The sequence below is a fragment of the Nostoc sp. JL34 genome (assembly GCF_017114945.1).
Classification (GTDB): domain Bacteria; phylum Cyanobacteriota; class Cyanobacteriia; order Cyanobacteriales; family Nostocaceae; genus Nostoc.
The window spans coordinates 152,400-167,950 of record NZ_JABXKQ010000056.1; the positions used below are offsets into that span (position 1 = coordinate 152,400).

General features: G+C 40.2%; 11 protein-coding genes. 2 read left to right on the plus strand and 9 right to left on the minus strand.

Going from position 1 to position 15,551, the window contains the following annotated elements; all coding sequences use genetic code 11:
• Positions 1–63 precede the first annotated feature (63 nt).
• Positions 64–639 (minus strand): TIGR04376 family protein, encoded by a 576-nt coding sequence (locus tag HWQ44_RS11875; protein WP_292718676.1) that lies wholly within the window; start codon positions 637–639, stop codon positions 64–66.
• Positions 640–788: 149 nt separating this feature from the next.
• Here HWQ44_RS11875 and HWQ44_RS11880 point away from each other — a divergent pair, with 149 nt between their 5' ends.
• Complete coding sequence (locus HWQ44_RS11880; RefSeq protein WP_292718678.1) at positions 789–2,321, plus strand: DUF3131 domain-containing protein; 1,533 nt, start codon at positions 789–791, stop codon at positions 2,319–2,321.
• A gap of 170 nt (positions 2,322–2,491) precedes the next feature.
• Here HWQ44_RS11880 and HWQ44_RS11885 read toward each other — a convergent pair whose 3' ends face one another.
• The 7 genes from HWQ44_RS11885 to glmM all read right to left on the minus strand — a co-directional run bounded on the left by HWQ44_RS11885 (position 2,492) and on the right by glmM (position 11,670).
• On the minus strand, positions 2,492–3,130 hold the full coding sequence (locus tag HWQ44_RS11885) for a peroxiredoxin (protein WP_292718679.1): 639 nt from the start codon (positions 3,128–3,130) through the stop codon (positions 2,492–2,494).
• A 262-nt stretch (positions 3,131–3,392) separates the two neighbouring features.
• Entirely contained in the window at positions 3,393–4,571 is a 1,179-nt protein-coding gene (gene hpsP, locus HWQ44_RS11890; RefSeq protein ID WP_292718681.1) for a hormogonium polysaccharide biosynthesis glycosyltransferase HpsP, read from the minus strand.
• Between the two features lie 38 nt (positions 4,572–4,609).
• Positions 4,610–5,785, minus strand: a complete 1,176-nt coding sequence (gene hpsO, locus HWQ44_RS11895; protein WP_292718683.1) for a hormogonium polysaccharide biosynthesis glycosyltransferase HpsO — start codon at positions 5,783–5,785, stop codon at positions 4,610–4,612.
• A 53-nt stretch (positions 5,786–5,838) separates the two neighbouring features.
• Positions 5,839–6,819 carry a hormogonium polysaccharide biosynthesis glycosyltransferase HpsN gene (gene hpsN / locus HWQ44_RS11900; RefSeq protein WP_292718685.1) on the minus strand — a complete coding sequence of 327 codons (981 nt, stop codon included), beginning with the start codon at positions 6,817–6,819 and terminating at the stop codon, positions 5,839–5,841.
• Between the two features lie 247 nt (positions 6,820–7,066).
• Positions 7,067–8,218: a glycosyltransferase family 4 protein gene (locus HWQ44_RS11905; protein WP_292718687.1), complete on the minus strand. Its 1,152-nt coding sequence runs from the start codon at positions 8,216–8,218 to the stop codon at positions 7,067–7,069.
• A gap of 11 nt (positions 8,219–8,229) precedes the next feature.
• Complete coding sequence (gene hpsL / locus HWQ44_RS11910; RefSeq protein ID WP_292718689.1) at positions 8,230–9,885, minus strand: hormogonium polysaccharide biosynthesis protein HpsL; 1,656 nt, start codon at positions 9,883–9,885, stop codon at positions 8,230–8,232.
• A gap of 312 nt (positions 9,886–10,197) precedes the next feature.
• Positions 10,198–11,670 carry a phosphoglucosamine mutase gene (gene glmM, locus HWQ44_RS11915; RefSeq protein ID WP_292718691.1) on the minus strand — a complete coding sequence of 491 codons (1,473 nt, stop codon included), beginning with the start codon at positions 11,668–11,670 and terminating at the stop codon, positions 10,198–10,200.
• Between the two features lie 571 nt (positions 11,671–12,241).
• Between glmM and HWQ44_RS11920 the strand changes: the two genes are divergently transcribed.
• Positions 12,242–12,958 (plus strand): heme oxygenase (biliverdin-producing), encoded by a 717-nt coding sequence (locus tag HWQ44_RS11920; RefSeq protein ID WP_292718693.1) that lies wholly within the window; start codon positions 12,242–12,244, stop codon positions 12,956–12,958.
• 574 nt (positions 12,959–13,532) lie between these two features.
• Here the strand turns inward: HWQ44_RS11920 and HWQ44_RS11925 are convergent.
• The gene (locus HWQ44_RS11925; RefSeq protein WP_292718695.1) at positions 13,533–15,551 is read right to left on the minus strand and encodes a LysR family transcriptional regulator; all 2,019 of its coding nucleotides are present in this window, start codon (positions 15,549–15,551) and stop codon (positions 13,533–13,535) included.

The window sequence follows — 15,551 nt, forward strand, 5'->3', positions numbered from 1 at the left end:
CTCAAAACGTCTGTTACTTTGGCGATCGCATTTGTTATTTTGGCGTATTTTAGCCAATAGGCGCTACTTCTGCATATTCCGCTTCATTTGTTCTAATTCATCCTGAGTTTCCCAGCTACGGAACTTCTCTTCTAAGTCATCCAACCCACCAGAATAACTGCTAGTCTGATTCGACCAACCAATGCTTTCCGAACGCTGCTGGGTTTGCGCTTTCGCACGGGCTGTTTGTGCTTCGGCGGCTTTAGCTTGTACCTCCTGTCGCCGTTGCTGAATTTTTTGCAGTAGTTCTTGAGATTGGTTAATGCGTTCTTTCAGTCCTTGCATGTGTCCCCAGCGCTGATTTCCTTCGCGCAACAGGGCTGCTTCTCGCTCACCCGCCGCCGCTGCCAAATCCTCTCTATTGGCGTTTTTGGCTTTTTGAATGCGGATATGCCAACGCTGAATTTCTTGCGCGGTAGACAGAATTTCTTCTTCCGATCGCTTCTCTTGTAATTTTAAATCTGCGATCAGCTTTAATGTGTCTTCTTCTTGCTCACGCAGCTGTTCTAGCAGCGCCTCTAACTCCAAATGTGGATTGTTACGCAAGAATTCTTCTAAACGGTTTTCTAAAAACCGACTCAAATCATCAAATAAGCCCACTGCTAGAACTCCAGAGATCGGGTGCGTGACTATTTTATTGTAGTGGTCAGGTGGACTTCTGGGTGTTAGTTAGATTTCAAAGTTGGGAAGAATGTATTTGGTGAAACTACGCAAATAACCCTGACTTACAAAATAAGGCTTTAATAAGTATGAGTTCTGACTTTCAACCGCCACCTAAGAGCTTGTCCATACTAGCTTCTGTAGGAGGAGTCCTTACCGCTGCGATCGCGATCGCACTTTTAAATGGTTGGTCTAAACAACTTTCCAATACTTCTATAAAAAAACCTGAAATATCAACATCCCCAATTGCTTCTCAACCAGAGAAACCCCAAAGCCCTGTCTCTAGTGCGAAAGAAGCTGAAATAGTTGCCAGCCTTGATGCTAAATCCGTAGTTTTACCAGGTCAATCCATTCCTAAGAACCAACTAACAGTAGCCATAATTCCCTATACTGCTCCTGGAGTTGGAAAACTGACCCCAGAGGAAATGACAACGGCCCGTCAAGCTTGGTCATACTTCCAGCGCAACTGGAACGATGAAACTGGCTTGATCAATTCTGTTGATGGCTTTGCCTCGATAAGTATGTGGGATCAGACAGCAGCGATCGCAGCCTTAGTCAGTGCTAGAGAACTCAATATCGTGCCTGCGGCTGAATTTGAAGCCAAAATGAGCAAAATGTTGAATACATTAGCATCAATGCCTTTGTACAAAGGAGAACTACCCAACAAGGTTTACAATGCGAAAACACTCGTACCCGTTAATTATGGTCAACTAGAAAAACGGGAAGAAATTGGTTGGTCAGCCATTGATTTGGGAAGAATGGCAATCTGGTTGAAGATTGTCGAGGCCAAGTATCCAGAAATGCGATCGCAAACAGCAGCAGTTTGGAAACATTGGCAAGTCAAACGTCTGACCACAAATGGCCAAATGTATGGTACTGCTGTCATCAAAGGCAAAGAACAGTATAACCAAGAAGGTCGCTTGGGGTATGAGAATTATGCTGCTTATGGTCTGAAACTGTGGGGTTTGGATGTTAATAAAGCCTTAGATTATCAGTCTCAGACTGCCTTTGTCGATCTTTACGGACAGGGAATTCCTTACGATAAACGGGACTATAAAAACTCTGGAGCCAATAACTACGTTCTTAGCGAACCCTATATCTTAGATGGCATTGAAACTGGATTTCAAGCTTTGCCTAAAGCTTATGCCGATCGGATTTTAGCTGCTCAAGCAGCGCGTTATGAAGCCACAAAACAATTAACTGCCGTCACCGAAGACAACTTAGATCGTCCGCCATACTTTGTTTACAGCAGTCTATTTGTCAACGGAGAACCTTGGGCAACCATTGCAGATACCAGAGAACAGTACAACAATTTGCGATTTCTCAGTGCCAAAGCTGCGATCGGCTGGCATGTACTTTATAACACTGCTTATACCCGTCAGTTATTTGATTTCGTTCAAGCCAACCTTAAGTCTAAAGAGGGCTGGTACAACGGCTTTTATGAGTCTCTCCGTCAGCCGAATAAAACTCTCACCGCCAATAATAACGGTGTGATTATGGAGAGTTTACTATATAAAAAAGTTGGGCAACCACTTACTGTTTGGGCAGGAGTCAGGAGTCATAAGTCAACCAAAAAGGCTATCAGAACACCACAAGTTACAGCTAAGATTCTCAGACCATGAAAAAACTGGCGTTGCATAGAGGAAATTTACAAAACCAAAAGAGATGAAAACATCGGAATATCCTTCAGGTTCGGATGCCTAGCCAACTGACTATATTCTCACGCAAAAAAACAAAGACGCAAAGTTATAACTTTACGTCCTTGCTTTTTTATCCGAAATCATTTTCAGATTTACTTGTTAGGCTGAGGAGTTACCCGCAGATAGGGTTTAACTTCCTCGTAACCTTTGGGGAATTTCTGTTTGAGTACTTCTGGATCTTTGAGTGAGGGGACAATTACAACATCGTCCCCATCTTTCCAATCAGCTGGTGTCGCCACGCTGTAATTATCAGTCAATTGCAGAGAATCAATCACCCGCAAAAGTTCATCAAAGTTGCGTCCCGTGCTAGGAGGATAGGTGAAAGAGAGACGGAGTTTCTTGTTGGGGTCAATTACAAAAACCGATCGCACTGTCACAGCCGCATTAGCATTGGGGTGGATCATGTCGTACAGATCAGCAACCTTGCGATCTGCATCTGCCAAAATTGGGTAGTTAAGGGTGGTGCTTTGAGTTTCTTCAATGTCTCCCACCCAGCCTTTGTGAGATTCTACGTCATCAACGCTGAGTGCGATCGCTTTGACATTGCGCTTGTCAAATTCTGGTTTGAGCTTGGCAACTGTGCCAAGTTCTGTTGTACAAACAGGTGTAAAATCAGCAGGGTGAGAAAACAGCACAACCCAGCTGTCACCTGCCCATTGGTAAAAATCGATGTCGCCGTGTGTTGAGGCTTGCGTAAAGTTGGGTACTGTGTCACCTAGACGGAGAGCCATGAGAGATTCCCTGTAGTTAGAAAAGCATATATATTCTAGTATGCCATCATGACATAAAACCCCTATTCCCCAATCGGGCTTTAGCTGTTTGAAACAAAATTTTAGGTTGTCAGCACTTTCGGATAAAGTCTGGCTCAACTCCTATGTCTAGATTTTTATTTTTAGCGTTAATCTTAATTGGGATTAATTTTATGATTGCAGATATCTTTGTCAAAGCACTTTTAGTACCTATTTGGCAAAAACTGCTGTTGTCTGCGTTGAGTTAAATTAATTTGTTTGTGAGAATTTCCTGGTAGGCTTGGATTGTTTGCTTTGCGATCGCATCCCAGCTAAAATTTTCCAAGGCATATTTTTGGGCGTTTAATCCCCGTCGTTGGCGTTCTGCGGGATTTTGCAAAGCCTCTTGCAGTAACTCTACCAGTACTTGAACATCTATTGCGCCTACCCAACCCGACTCACTATCACGTATCTGTTGACAAATATGCACTTGGTCAGAAATGACTACGGGTACACCTGCAACCATCGCTTCAGCTACAGCAATCCCAAAATTTTCGTAGTAGGAAGGCAAGACAAATAAATCAGCAGCTTGTAGTAAACTAATTTTTAACTCTCCAGTCACAAAGCCAGTAATTGTAGTGTGCGATCGCAGTGGTGAATTTTGAATTTGAGATATTATCTTTTGTTCGTAATCTGGATCTTGAGGATTTGTCCCAGCTAAGACAAAATGAAACTTATAACCAACTGCTAATAGCTTCTCTAGCGCCGGAATCAACAAATTTAACCCCTTTTTCGGGTCAATTCGTGACATAAACAGCACCAACGGTACATCCTTTGGTATTTCTAACTGACTACAGACATTTTTAATAGAAGATTGACGGGGAATTACACCCAAGGGAATTACTAAATCTGGCGTAGATACTCCAAATCGTTCTGATATTTTAGCTTCTTGATCGCTGGTAAAATGAATAGCTGCGGCACTAGCTAAATTTTGACGTTCTATAATTGCGACATAAAGCTGTTTTAATTGCTTTTTCTTCTGTAAATCAGCCGGATCGAGAGTACCCAAAGGACGGAAAATATAAGGTAGCTTTTGCTGGCGACACACAATAGCAGCAGCACTAATTATTGGCGAGAATAGAGCATGAATATGTGCTATGTCAAACTCGTGAGCATGACGTTTTAGCCAGTTTAATAAATCTAGGGAAAATTTGTAACGACGAAATGGGGCACAACGAAAATAAATTATTTCATAGCCATCTTGTTTAATTGGGCGATTTAAAGGAACATCCAGAGGTGTTTGACCATTATCGCCATTACTATCAGTTGTGAGAATTGTAACTTCTACTCCCTCTTTTACTAATGCTGGAGCTAATCCTAGTACCATTTGACTGGGGCCGCCGTAAATCAAAGAAATTGAGGGGACAATTTGTAATATTTTCATTTGTTATTCACTAATAACCAATGACCAATGACCAATGACTAATGACCAATGACCAATTCTTGATAAAACTCTAATTGCTGTTTAGCTAAAGCTTTATTTGTGTATTTAATCATTGCTTTTTGATAACCCATTTCACCCAGAGTATGAGCAAAATATGGTTTATCCATTAATTGAACTAAGCAATTAGCAAGGGCTTGAGCATCACCTTCGGGAAATACTAAACCAGCATCGCCAATTACATAGGGTATTTCACCAGAATCAGAACCAATTACAGGCACTTGGCAAGCCATCGCCTCAATTAAGACATGACCAAATTGTTCTTTCCAACCAACAGAAGTTAAGGTTTTAAACTTGTAAGTTGTTTCTGAAGGCAATACCAAAGTACTCATTAAATTGATATAGTTTGCAACCTCATCATGTGGGACGCTTTCTACCAAAATCAACCGTTCTTTAATATTTTTCTCTGTCGCTATTTTGATTAATTCATCTTGCAACTCTCCTCGTCCTAGTAGCAGTAACTTCCAAGGTTTATTTTTTAAACTTATTAAGGCTTGCAAAAGTGTTAATAAACCCTTTTCTTGCACAAATCGCCCAACAAAGCCTACCACAAAATCTCCTTTTTTAATGCCAAACTTAGCAGCTAATTCTGGTTGGGCTTTGGGAGTAAATAGACTTTCATCTACACCCAGTTGTGGCATGACTTTAATTGCCCCTTCATATCCGCGTTGTTGCAAAACTTCTACTCCATCTTGATTGCCAGAAATGATCCCGTGGCTGTGGCTGAGGTTATATTTTTCTAATAAAGCAATTGGTGGTTTCAGTTCATAGGGAAGATTCCACCAGGTAAAAAATAAATTTTTAGCCTTGAGTCCTAATAGCTTATTTAAGGCAATCATTTGAGTATAAGCCAATGCTCTAGACCCTTGTTCTACCTGGATAATTTGGGGGCGAAATTGTTTTAACAAAGATATCAAATCAGCACCAAAGGTAAGGAGTCCTTGATGATTTTGACTAAAATTAGAAACTGGAACTATTCTAAATGTGCCTTCATCGCGGTATTCAGTTTCAATAATTCTGTTTTGCACGCCACCTGGTTTCCAGCGTTTTGGAACTACAACTGTCACCTCAATGTCCGGTTCTAGTTGAGATAAAGCACGTAATTTTTCACAGTTGAGGTCTACGATATAAGTGTGACTAGCAACTAAGATTTTCATTGTTATTTGTTATTTGTCATTTTTTTAAATAACTAATGCCCAATGCCCAATAACTAAACTTTTTGATCCAATCGACTGTAAATTTGGCCATCGTTCCATATTGATTGGATGACAGTACCCAAGGCTTTGAAAAACCCCAAAATGTAGAAAATAGCGCGAGTGGCAATTTTGATGGGGGAACCGCTTTTATGACAAGGTGGGCGTCCCAGAACATGACAGTCAAATAAACGGGCGTATAGGCGTAAAGCTTGAGTCGCAGTGAGGTTTTTCAGCCCCAGTAAGAAATGGTTGTGGTAGAAGGTGAGTTGATATTTCAGCGATCGCATACTAATATCATGACAACCCCCTGTTTCTTCGCCTAAATGCACCAAATGGGCTTCTGGGTCGTACCAAATCTTATATCCTGTCTGCCTCACCCGCAAACAAAAATCTGACTCTTCGCGCACTGCACTACCGCGAAACCTCTCATCAAACCTCAGTCCGTATTTAGTAAAAATTTCGCTCCGAAAAGACATATTGCAACCCCTGGCTGTCAGTACTTGCTGGGGTTTGATGGTATGTACCAAATCAATATGATACCAAGCGATTCCGGGGTCCATAGCTTGGGGAGGTAGATATTCAATCTCTAAATCTCCTCCAGAATCACCCAATTTCATTCTGTCAAATACCCGTCCGGCTACAGCCCCCACCTCTGGATTTTGCAAATAATTTTTTGCATGGGCTGCTAACAATCCAGGGGTTAGCTGAACATCATCATCAATAAATAATATTATTTCACCAGAAGACCGCCGGACACCATAATTCCGCGCTCCTGGTAAACTCGCCCAATCTAAGCGCAACCATTTAATTTTACCTACCTCCGCCATCTCCTCTAAGTACGTTTGAATTTCTGGTTGGTGTTTTGGGGTTTGGTCTACAACTAAAACTTCAAAATTTGGATAGTCCTGTTTTAAGACATCCACAATGCTATCTCGTAGCGCTTCTTCCCGTCCGTAGGTCGGGATTAATACAGTAATTAATGGCCAATTATTCATGGTTTTTTTAAGTAATTTCACTACTTTTATGATAGCCTTGTAAAAATTAATTTTCATAAAATTCAGTAAGCTACCATTGCTTTCATTTCCATTCTGACTGTTCATAGGTTCTAGAAAACCTATTCCCTAGTAGGGAAAAAGCTTTAAATTTTCCCTCTTCCCTACCAAGGAAGCTTGCTCAGGGGTTAGGTCTGGTGTTAGTTTTTCCACATAAGGTAAAAAGTCAGAATTCACATTCAGTCAATTTTTACACTGCTGCTGCATAGAGATTATCAAATAACTCATTTTGCTTTTCGGAATTATGCACAATTTGTGCTTGAGCTAATGCTCCTGCACTTAAAAATTCATAATGTTCTTGTTTATCAGTTCTATCAAGAAATTGGATAATTTGTTGCAATGCTTGCTCTGCCAAATAGTCATAGGTGCTATTCACAATTTCCCAATATTCATTAGTTTTGGTTTTTTCTCCGTGTAGCCAATTACTCCAATGCCTAATTTCATTAATGGGTAACTCTAAAATATAACCATTTTCCCCGTGACGAATAAACTCTGGTAAGGCACATACATTTGTCGTAATTGCCGGAGTAGCAACAGAAAATCCTTCGATGATACTATAGCCATAAGTATCATGTAATGTTGCCATTAATTGAAAATGGCTTTGCGATAATAACTCAATAACTTTGTCGTTAGGAATATTTTTGTGAAAAACAACGTTATTGAGATTAAGTAACTTTAAATCCTCTACATATTTGCTGCGATCGGGAAAATCCGTTGGTACTCCTGAACCATGTTCCAGTCCTGAAATTATATGTACAGTAATAGGTAAACCTAATTTTTCTGCTTTCTTGGCGAGTCTTAAAGCAACAATTCCGCCTTTGCGGGCAATGTGATTGCCAATAAATACAAGTTGGATATTTGTCTGTTCCTGATAAAGTTTCGATTGGTTAACTCTGACTGGAAAGTTGGGATGGATTACATCCAATTTCTTACTAACTTTGTCTTCTATCTTCCAACCGTCTATTCGCTTAACTAATCTCAACTTGGCATAATCAGAGATAGCGATAATTTTTTGGCAATTTTCTAGTGCTAACCGATTATTTAATAATTCATAAATTGCCGCTTCACCTTGATTTTGAGGATTTCTATATAAAACACGATGATCCTCAAAAGTGAGAAACCAAGGTTTATTTGTATATAAAATTCTGTTAAAAGAATGAATAGCTTGGTATCTTCCCCATACAGGTTGCCACGCCATAAAGCTGGCTAAAGGATACCAAATTTTTTCTATAGGATATCTGCCCGCGGGAAAAGGCTTGGGGCGGATGAGTGTATGCCGAGAATTTCGAGGTAGATTTGGAATGCTGAGGTGTTTTTGACCTCCTATGATAACTTTTATCATTTTTATTTCATTTATATTGTTTTCAGACGTCTTTTCTTGTTTTTTTGCTGAGGGTTAGCATCTTCCTTATCTTGTTTCTCCAGTTCTGGCAATTTAAAAAGAACTCCTGCATAAAACCAATAATAGACAGCAACTGGGTCAACATCCAGAGGATAGTAGTAGGTGTTGTAGCTAATAAACAATATAAACACCCACAAAGCTGCTCCGTAACTGCGGAAATTACGGTTCTTTATAGAGCGATAGGTCTTAAAGCCAATAATTGTTAAACTTGTTACTAAACCCAGAAAACCTAGTACTCCAAGAATTCCAACTTCATAAAGTACTTTGGGATAGTAGGTTTCGACAAGCTTAGTTTTACCCATCGCCCGAGCAGAGTTTGTTGCTCGACCTAAACCACTTCCTAATGGCCCGTCTACGTTTTTCCAATTCTCTTCAAATTGCTGGACGATAAAATCTTGAGGTGGTGAAGCCTCCCATCGACTAGTAAAACTCGCGGTTCTCTCTTGCACGACAGCAGGATTAGTCACCATCGCAATCCCCAGAACAAAAGCAAGTCCTATCCCTATGGGGATAAATCGTTTCAGGTTGCCAATTTGTCCGGTAAGCAATAGCAAAATCCCGAAGCAGATTGGTACTAAAGCTAAGGCGATTCTCTGTCCAGAAATTACAGCATTAATAAAGACTGTCACTAAAGAACCTAAACCTACCAGCCGCCATATTGGGGAGGGATCGGTGAAGCCGGTGGCAAAGGTAAAAAAGGTGCTGGCAATTAAGAACCATGCCCACTGCCAAGGAGCTACAAATGTCCCTGGTAGGCGAATAACCCCTTCATCGGGACTATATACTAGCGCTCCACCAAAATAACATCTGGCTTCGAGGGTTGCTCTAAATAAGGCATCTCCTTCAAGACCTCTAGTGCCTTGACATGCACCAGTTAGTAATAACAGGTATTGAATAAATCCCAGCACACAGCAAATCAGTATAAGGACAATCTGGAGGCGTGATAAAAATAGAAAATCCCGCTTATCGCGAATTAAATAGTAGGCACAACCAATCAGGGGAACATAACCTAAAAATACTTTCAGTCCCAGAATTCCCATACCTAAAGGTATTTCATTGGGTGCTTTTTCCAATAGTCCCACACTCGGCGGGTTAAACTGTTGTCCACCATTGACAAATAATAGCGTTAGTACACTGCAACCCAAAACAATATAAAGTGGGATTTTAATCCCTTGGGGAATAATTAGGGGTAGCCCCTGTTTACGGCAAGTCTGCCAAAGTCCAATTAACGCTGGAATGTAAAAAGCATCTTTAGCTAATTGGAGTATGGGACTATTGCCCAAGTAGTAGGTGATAGTACCCCCAACAGGTACGTAAATGATGAAAGCATATAGCGCTTGGCGCGGGTATTTGTAGGAAAGGGACATAACAAGTATTCCCAAAACACCAGGGACTGCTGCTTTAATTCCAGCTATGAAAAAAAGCAGAATACCAACGAAGACACCACTAAAGGTGGCGGTGGTGAGTAAGCTAGTGAATTCTTTACGTGCTTGGGCTGCTTTGCGCTTTTGAGCTAATTGTTCTTTGAGGTTAAGGGCAGAATTTTCCTTTTTAGCCTGCTTTTTCGAGTTTTTAGATTGCTGAGATTTGGACTTTAATTTTGGCATAGTGGTGCTGTCGCCTATCAGCCTCGGAGAATCTATTATAGTTGACAAATTTCTTGGGATTGCTGTAAGTCGTACAATCCGAATTCATCTCTAACTGATTGATTTAATGATTTGCGATTAAAAATGCTAAATCTTAATCTCTTTGAATTATCAAAAAGATTTTCTCCTGTTTCTAAAATATAAACGGCTCCCGAAAATGATAATGATTTAACAATACAAATATCACAGCTTCTACACATAACCAAGACTGGTTAATTTGTAGAAGCTGTGACGGGAAATTGCTGCTTGTTAAAAGCTGAGATAATAGCTCATTTAGTCCATTAAATGCTGCTGGACTTGTGCAACTAATTCATTTGTCCAGTGGTTAGCGAGTTCGGCATTGGCTGCTTCCACCATTACTCTGATGACTGGTTCTGTACCAGAGGCGCGAACCAAAATTCTGCCGGAATCACCCATTGCAGCTTCAGCAAGAGCGATCGCTTGTTGTACAGGTTGGCAATCTTGCCATCCCAAACGGCGATCGCGATCGCTAACTCGCACGTTTCGCAACAATTGTGGATAGGTCTGGAAGCTTTGATCTACTAATTCGCTCAAGGGAACACCCGCCTCTCTCACTAAAGCTGCGATATGTAATGCTGTTAACAAGCCATCTCCAGTCACAGCATAATGACGGCAAAGAATATGACCTGATTGTTCGCCGCCTAGCATTCCCCCAGTCCGCAACATTTCGGCTTGCACGTATTGGTCGCCGACTGCGGTACGAATCAAGTTACCACCAATTTGTTGCCAAGCTTTCTCAAAGCCTAAGTTGGCCATGACTGTAGATACAATCAGGTTGTCTGGCAATTGTTGGTTTTTTTGTAAGTGGCGTCCCCACAGGTAGAGAATGTAATCGCCGTTAACTTGCCTTCCTGTATTGTCTACTGCTAAGACGCGATCGGCGTCACCATCGAAGGCAAAGCCGATGTCGGCGTTGTGTTCTTCTACTGTGGCTGCAAGAATATCTAGGTGGGTGGAACCGCAGTTGACATTAATGCGATCGCCATCTGCTTCGTTATGCAAGCAGATTACCTCTGCCCCCATTTGTGTAAATACTGATGGTGCTAACCCGACTGCTGCTCCCCACGCCAAGTCTAAAACAATCTTCATTCCCTGAAGATTTAAGGCACTGTTCAAGGGTTTTTTCAATGCCGAGCTATAATGCTCCACTAACTCGAAACGTGAGTAATGCCGTCCGCAATTACTGACTTTAGCAATAGGTGATATCTTGCCACGCAGTCCCGCTTCTATTTCTGCCTGCAATATTGGCGGTAACTTCCCACCATCGGCACTAAAAATCTTAATCCCATTGTCTTCTGGGGGATTGTGGCTGGCAGAAATCATCACTCCGCCGATGGCATCACTGATGCTGGTGAGATAGGCAACGCCAGGAGTGGGACATAATCCCAAATACCAAACCTCTAACCCCGCTGCTGTTAACCCTGCACTCAAAGCCATTGCCAGCATATCGCTGGAGTTTCTAGAGTCCTGTCCGAGAATGACTGGCCCGACTTGAGTAGCATGGTTACGTAAAACAATCCCCGTCCAAAAACCAACTTGCAATGCTAGGGGTGCATTTAGTAATTCTCCGACTCGTCCGCGAATCCCATCTGTGCCAAATAAGGGATTTGCTGGTAGTGGAATTAAATTCAGCCCAAAACTGCTCTCAATCCCTTTGCCCAATCCCTCACTTTCGGAAGCAGAACCCCCAGGAATACCCGATGTCAGAGTTATAGATGAAACCATATGTTTAAACACTCCACACAATCACACTGAAAAATAGCATTTAAGACTTTATTCAGCAATTTCGACATGCTTTTTCTCTTTAGAAGTTCATTCTAGATCAGGCATAGCTTACGTAATATTACTTAAGTAATGCCTGTTTAAATGTAAATCTTTCATAAAGTCAGTATTGGTTTTTACATTATCAGTAAAGTCTCCACATTTTAGCTAATTATTCCTTTTATGCCCTCAACTTTAGTCTTGATTTTTATCTGTATTAGTTCACATTTTGCAATGCTACTAACAAAGAACAAGTTGTAATAAATGTTACGCTTGTTTAATCACAAGGTTTTTTCAAGAAACCTGAGACTGAAAGCAAAATTCAGCTAATAACAACCAAAAACCAAAGCACCGACATGTAAAATTCTATTCTCATAGGCTTGTTGTTGTGTAAAAAACTACAAAATTCTTGCAGCTTAAAAAATTTTAATATAAATTCTCATCAAATAGTTTTAAGGTAACGTTTTAATGGCTTTTTTAGCCGTTCGGAAATTAAAACTCCGGCAGTTAACTTTTTAAAGTTGAGAAATTTAGCATGAGCAGCAATTTAGCAACCAAATTACGTGTAGGCACTAAGAAAGCCCACACAATGGCAGAAAATGTAGGTTTTGTCAAGTGCTTTTTAAGAGGAGTCGTCGAGAAAAACTCTTACCGGAAACTAGTTGCTAACTTCTACTTCGTCTACTCAGCGATGGAAGAAGAAATGGAAAAGCATAGCCAGCACCCAATTCTTTCTAAAATTAACTTTCCCCAGCTAAACCGCAAGTATACCTTAGAGGAAGACCTAGGTTATTACTTTGGTGCTAACTGGAGAGAGCAAATCAAACTATCTCCCGCAGGTGAAGCTTATGTAAAGCGCATCCGAGAAATATCTGCTACAGAACCGGAACTATTAATCGCCCATTCATACACTCGTTACTTGGGTGACTTATCCGGGGGACAAATTCTCAAAAATATTGCTGTAACAGCGATGAATTTGTCTGATGGGCAAGGAACAGCCTTTTATGAGTTTCCAGAAATTCCTGACGAGAAGGCATTCAAAGCCAAATATCGGCAAAATTTGGATGAATTACCCCTTGACGATGCTACAACCGATCGCATCGTTGATGAAGCTAACGCCGCCTTTGGCACGAACATGAAGATGTTCCAGGAATTGGAAGGCAATTTGATTAAGGCGATCGGTGTAATGCTGTACAACAGCCTCACACGGCGTCGTACACGTGGTAGTACTGAACTCGTCACAGCTGAGTAATTGTGTTGAGATTGCGGAGTATGGTGTGTGGAGTCATAAGTCCAGATAGTCTGATGAAGGATAATTCATAGGTGTTTCTGGAGAAAGAGCGAACACGCTCAAAATATTTAGGGGCAATAGCCTTGTGACTGCTTTTGATATGTGAAAGCAAGCATAGGGAGATTGCCCCTCAATTATGTATTGAAGGAGTTATATCGTGTCCGGTTAAAGACTTATCATTAAAACGGCAGGGGGGCAGGGGGCAGGGGGAAAGAAAGAGGGTTTCCTGGTTTTTGCACAGATGCGGGAATTATAACTAATTAGTCGTACATGATATTAATACCAATTTCAAAAGAATGTGGCAGATGCAAGCCTAGAAACATATAGCGCTTCTCGTTCGGATGCAATACACTTTGACCTATCTCCAAACCTCTCTCCTAAAAGGAGAGAGGCTTTGAATTTTACTCCCCAACGCTAGAAGGGAAGGGGCTGGGGGTTAGGTCTGTATTCTATGCAACTGAGAATCGCTATAAATAAAATTGAGCTTTCTGAATTTTTAATTTTTAATTTGGTATAACTACTCCGAGCTAAATCATTACAGAACTTTTATGTGTCGGCTAAACTGTTCCTCAACAAAATAGCTACTAGAAAATTCACTTGCAAAAGAAACTTGATGAAAGTGATAATCTAGATTCAGCAAATTATAAACAAGTCTTAAGAAATAATCATCTATCCAGAAATCCACATCAAATAGTGAAATACCATATTTCCCTTCCAACCTGCGATTTAAAGTTTTCAGTAACCAAGACCATTGAGGTTTGAGGGTCGGATCGATGCGATTCCCAAATACAGGATTAAAAAACTGATTGACTTGAGTTGTTCTCACATCAATCACTTTAGTTAATAAATCTGCTGCCTTGATTGGAGATGAATTAAACCAATAGTTAGCGACTACTAAATCATGTAAATAAGCAACTACGATTTTAGGGTTTTCTTTAATGAACTGCGAACGACAAACAATTCCTCTGATTGATGGAATTCTTAAACTAATTGTTTGAGATAAAGGTAGTTTTCTGACAAAAGTATAAGCTTCTAAAATTGAGGCAAAAGTGTGACAACATACGTAGGCATCTATAGTTTTATTTGCCAAACTCTTACTTGCTCTACGAGGATCTTCATTCACTAATCTGCAATCTTTACTGACATCCATATCATAGAGGTCAAAAAGAGTAATGATGAACCTATGAGCATTTGAACCAAATAAAGTAGAAATTCGTTTACCTTTTAGATCCTGGATAGTATTTATAGAAGAATCTTTATGCAAAACAATATTTATATCTTGACCCAAAAGATTATACGAAGCAATCCCAATTAATTTAGAACCAAAACTTAAATCATCAAAGAATTGGCTACCATTATTCAAGAGAGAAATATCATCTAAAATACAAATATCTAGTTCTCCCCGCTTCATCTGTCGGTTCATTTGTTCCCCAGAAGCAAAGGGCATAATTTGTAACTCGAAATCTCGATTAATTTCAATATTTTTGAAAATAGCCTGTTCAAGTGATGATGCTCTCTGTAAATCAGAAATATACTTAGTTCCATATCCAGCAATAAACTGTCCTATGGAATCTCTCTGAATACCTATCCTCAGAATATTTTCTTCTTTGGGAGAACAGCTACCTAAAAATAGATTTACGTTGGGCAAACTTTCTAAGTTATCCGCATCTAGTCTAAAACTTCTTACCAAACTCTCTGCGGATATTAACAATTCACTAAAGCGAGGAACATGAAGATAAATTCCATATTCATTAATATCTTGAATCGGAAAAGTTAAAACTTGGTATTGAGATATGATATCAGCTTGGCAAAAGTCAGGTAAAATCGTTAGCTTTTGATTTTTTTCGGCGTAGTTTAGTACATCTTGATAACTTTGTAGCACTTGTACGCCACTTAATTTGTTCATCAAAAATTCATTTTTAGATAGTTCCTGATGAACCTCATCTAAAAGCACAACATCAGCCAGATCGATATCATTGATTTTAACTAGGCTATGCTCAATGAGATATTTACTTGCCCCAAAGGAAACCAACAGCATCTTATGAGTTTTTAATCTAGTGCAGTGGTGTTCTTCTTTATATCCAGCGCAACTGTTGAGCAGAAGATCCATTTCTATGAGTTGACAATTTGAAAAAAATCTGCTGTTTTTAGCCGCAATCTCTTTAAGATTTCTACCTGGAAAGCAAAGCTGAAATCGCTGCAAATATTGTTTGAGCCAGACTTCTAAAATTAAATTAGTAGCCCCCAATATCAAATCTTCGCCCTCAGCGCTAAATGTTGCCTGAAATTCTTCTTGCAGATTTTCTACAGTTTCTACGACATTAAGTGTCTGGGAAATTAATTTCTTGCCTTTATTAGTCAAGCAGATAAAGCCAGGGGAGCGATTTAGGAGAATTACTCCGAAACAATCCTCTATTTGTTTGACTTTTTTACTAATTAGTGCCTGACTATAACCTAGCTTTTGGGCGGCTTTTGAGAAGCTACCACAGTCATCTACTGCTTTTAATATTTTGAGGTGATTTAGGGTGATATCTTCGAGTTTAATCTTATTCAT

Coding starts and splice junctions, on each gene's coding strand:
- HWQ44_RS11880 (WP_292718678.1), top strand. CDS start 789: ATGAGTTCTGACTTTCAACCGCCACCTAAGAGCTTGTCCATACTAGCT.
- HWQ44_RS11885 (WP_292718679.1), bottom strand. CDS start 3,130: ATGGCTCTCCGTCTAGGTGACACAGTACCCAACTTTACGCAAGCCTCA.
- hpsP (WP_292718681.1), bottom strand. CDS start 4,571: ATGAAAATATTACAAATTGTCCCCTCAATTTCTTTGATTTACGGCGGC.
- hpsO (WP_292718683.1), bottom strand. CDS start 5,785: ATGAAAATCTTAGTTGCTAGTCACACTTATATCGTAGACCTCAACTGT.
- hpsN (WP_292718685.1), bottom strand. CDS start 6,819: ATGAATAATTGGCCATTAATTACTGTATTAATCCCGACCTACGGACGG.
- HWQ44_RS11905 (WP_292718687.1), bottom strand. CDS start 8,218: ATGATAAAAGTTATCATAGGAGGTCAAAAACACCTCAGCATTCCAAAT.
- hpsL (WP_292718689.1), bottom strand. CDS start 9,885: ATGCCAAAATTAAAGTCCAAATCTCAGCAATCTAAAAACTCGAAAAAG.
- glmM (WP_292718691.1), bottom strand. CDS start 11,670: ATGGTTTCATCTATAACTCTGACATCGGGTATTCCTGGGGGTTCTGCT.
- HWQ44_RS11920 (WP_292718693.1), top strand. CDS start 12,242: ATGAGCAGCAATTTAGCAACCAAATTACGTGTAGGCACTAAGAAAGCC.
- HWQ44_RS11925 (WP_292718695.1), bottom strand. CDS start 15,551: ATGAATAAGATTAAACTCGAAGATATCACCCTAAATCACCTCAAAATA.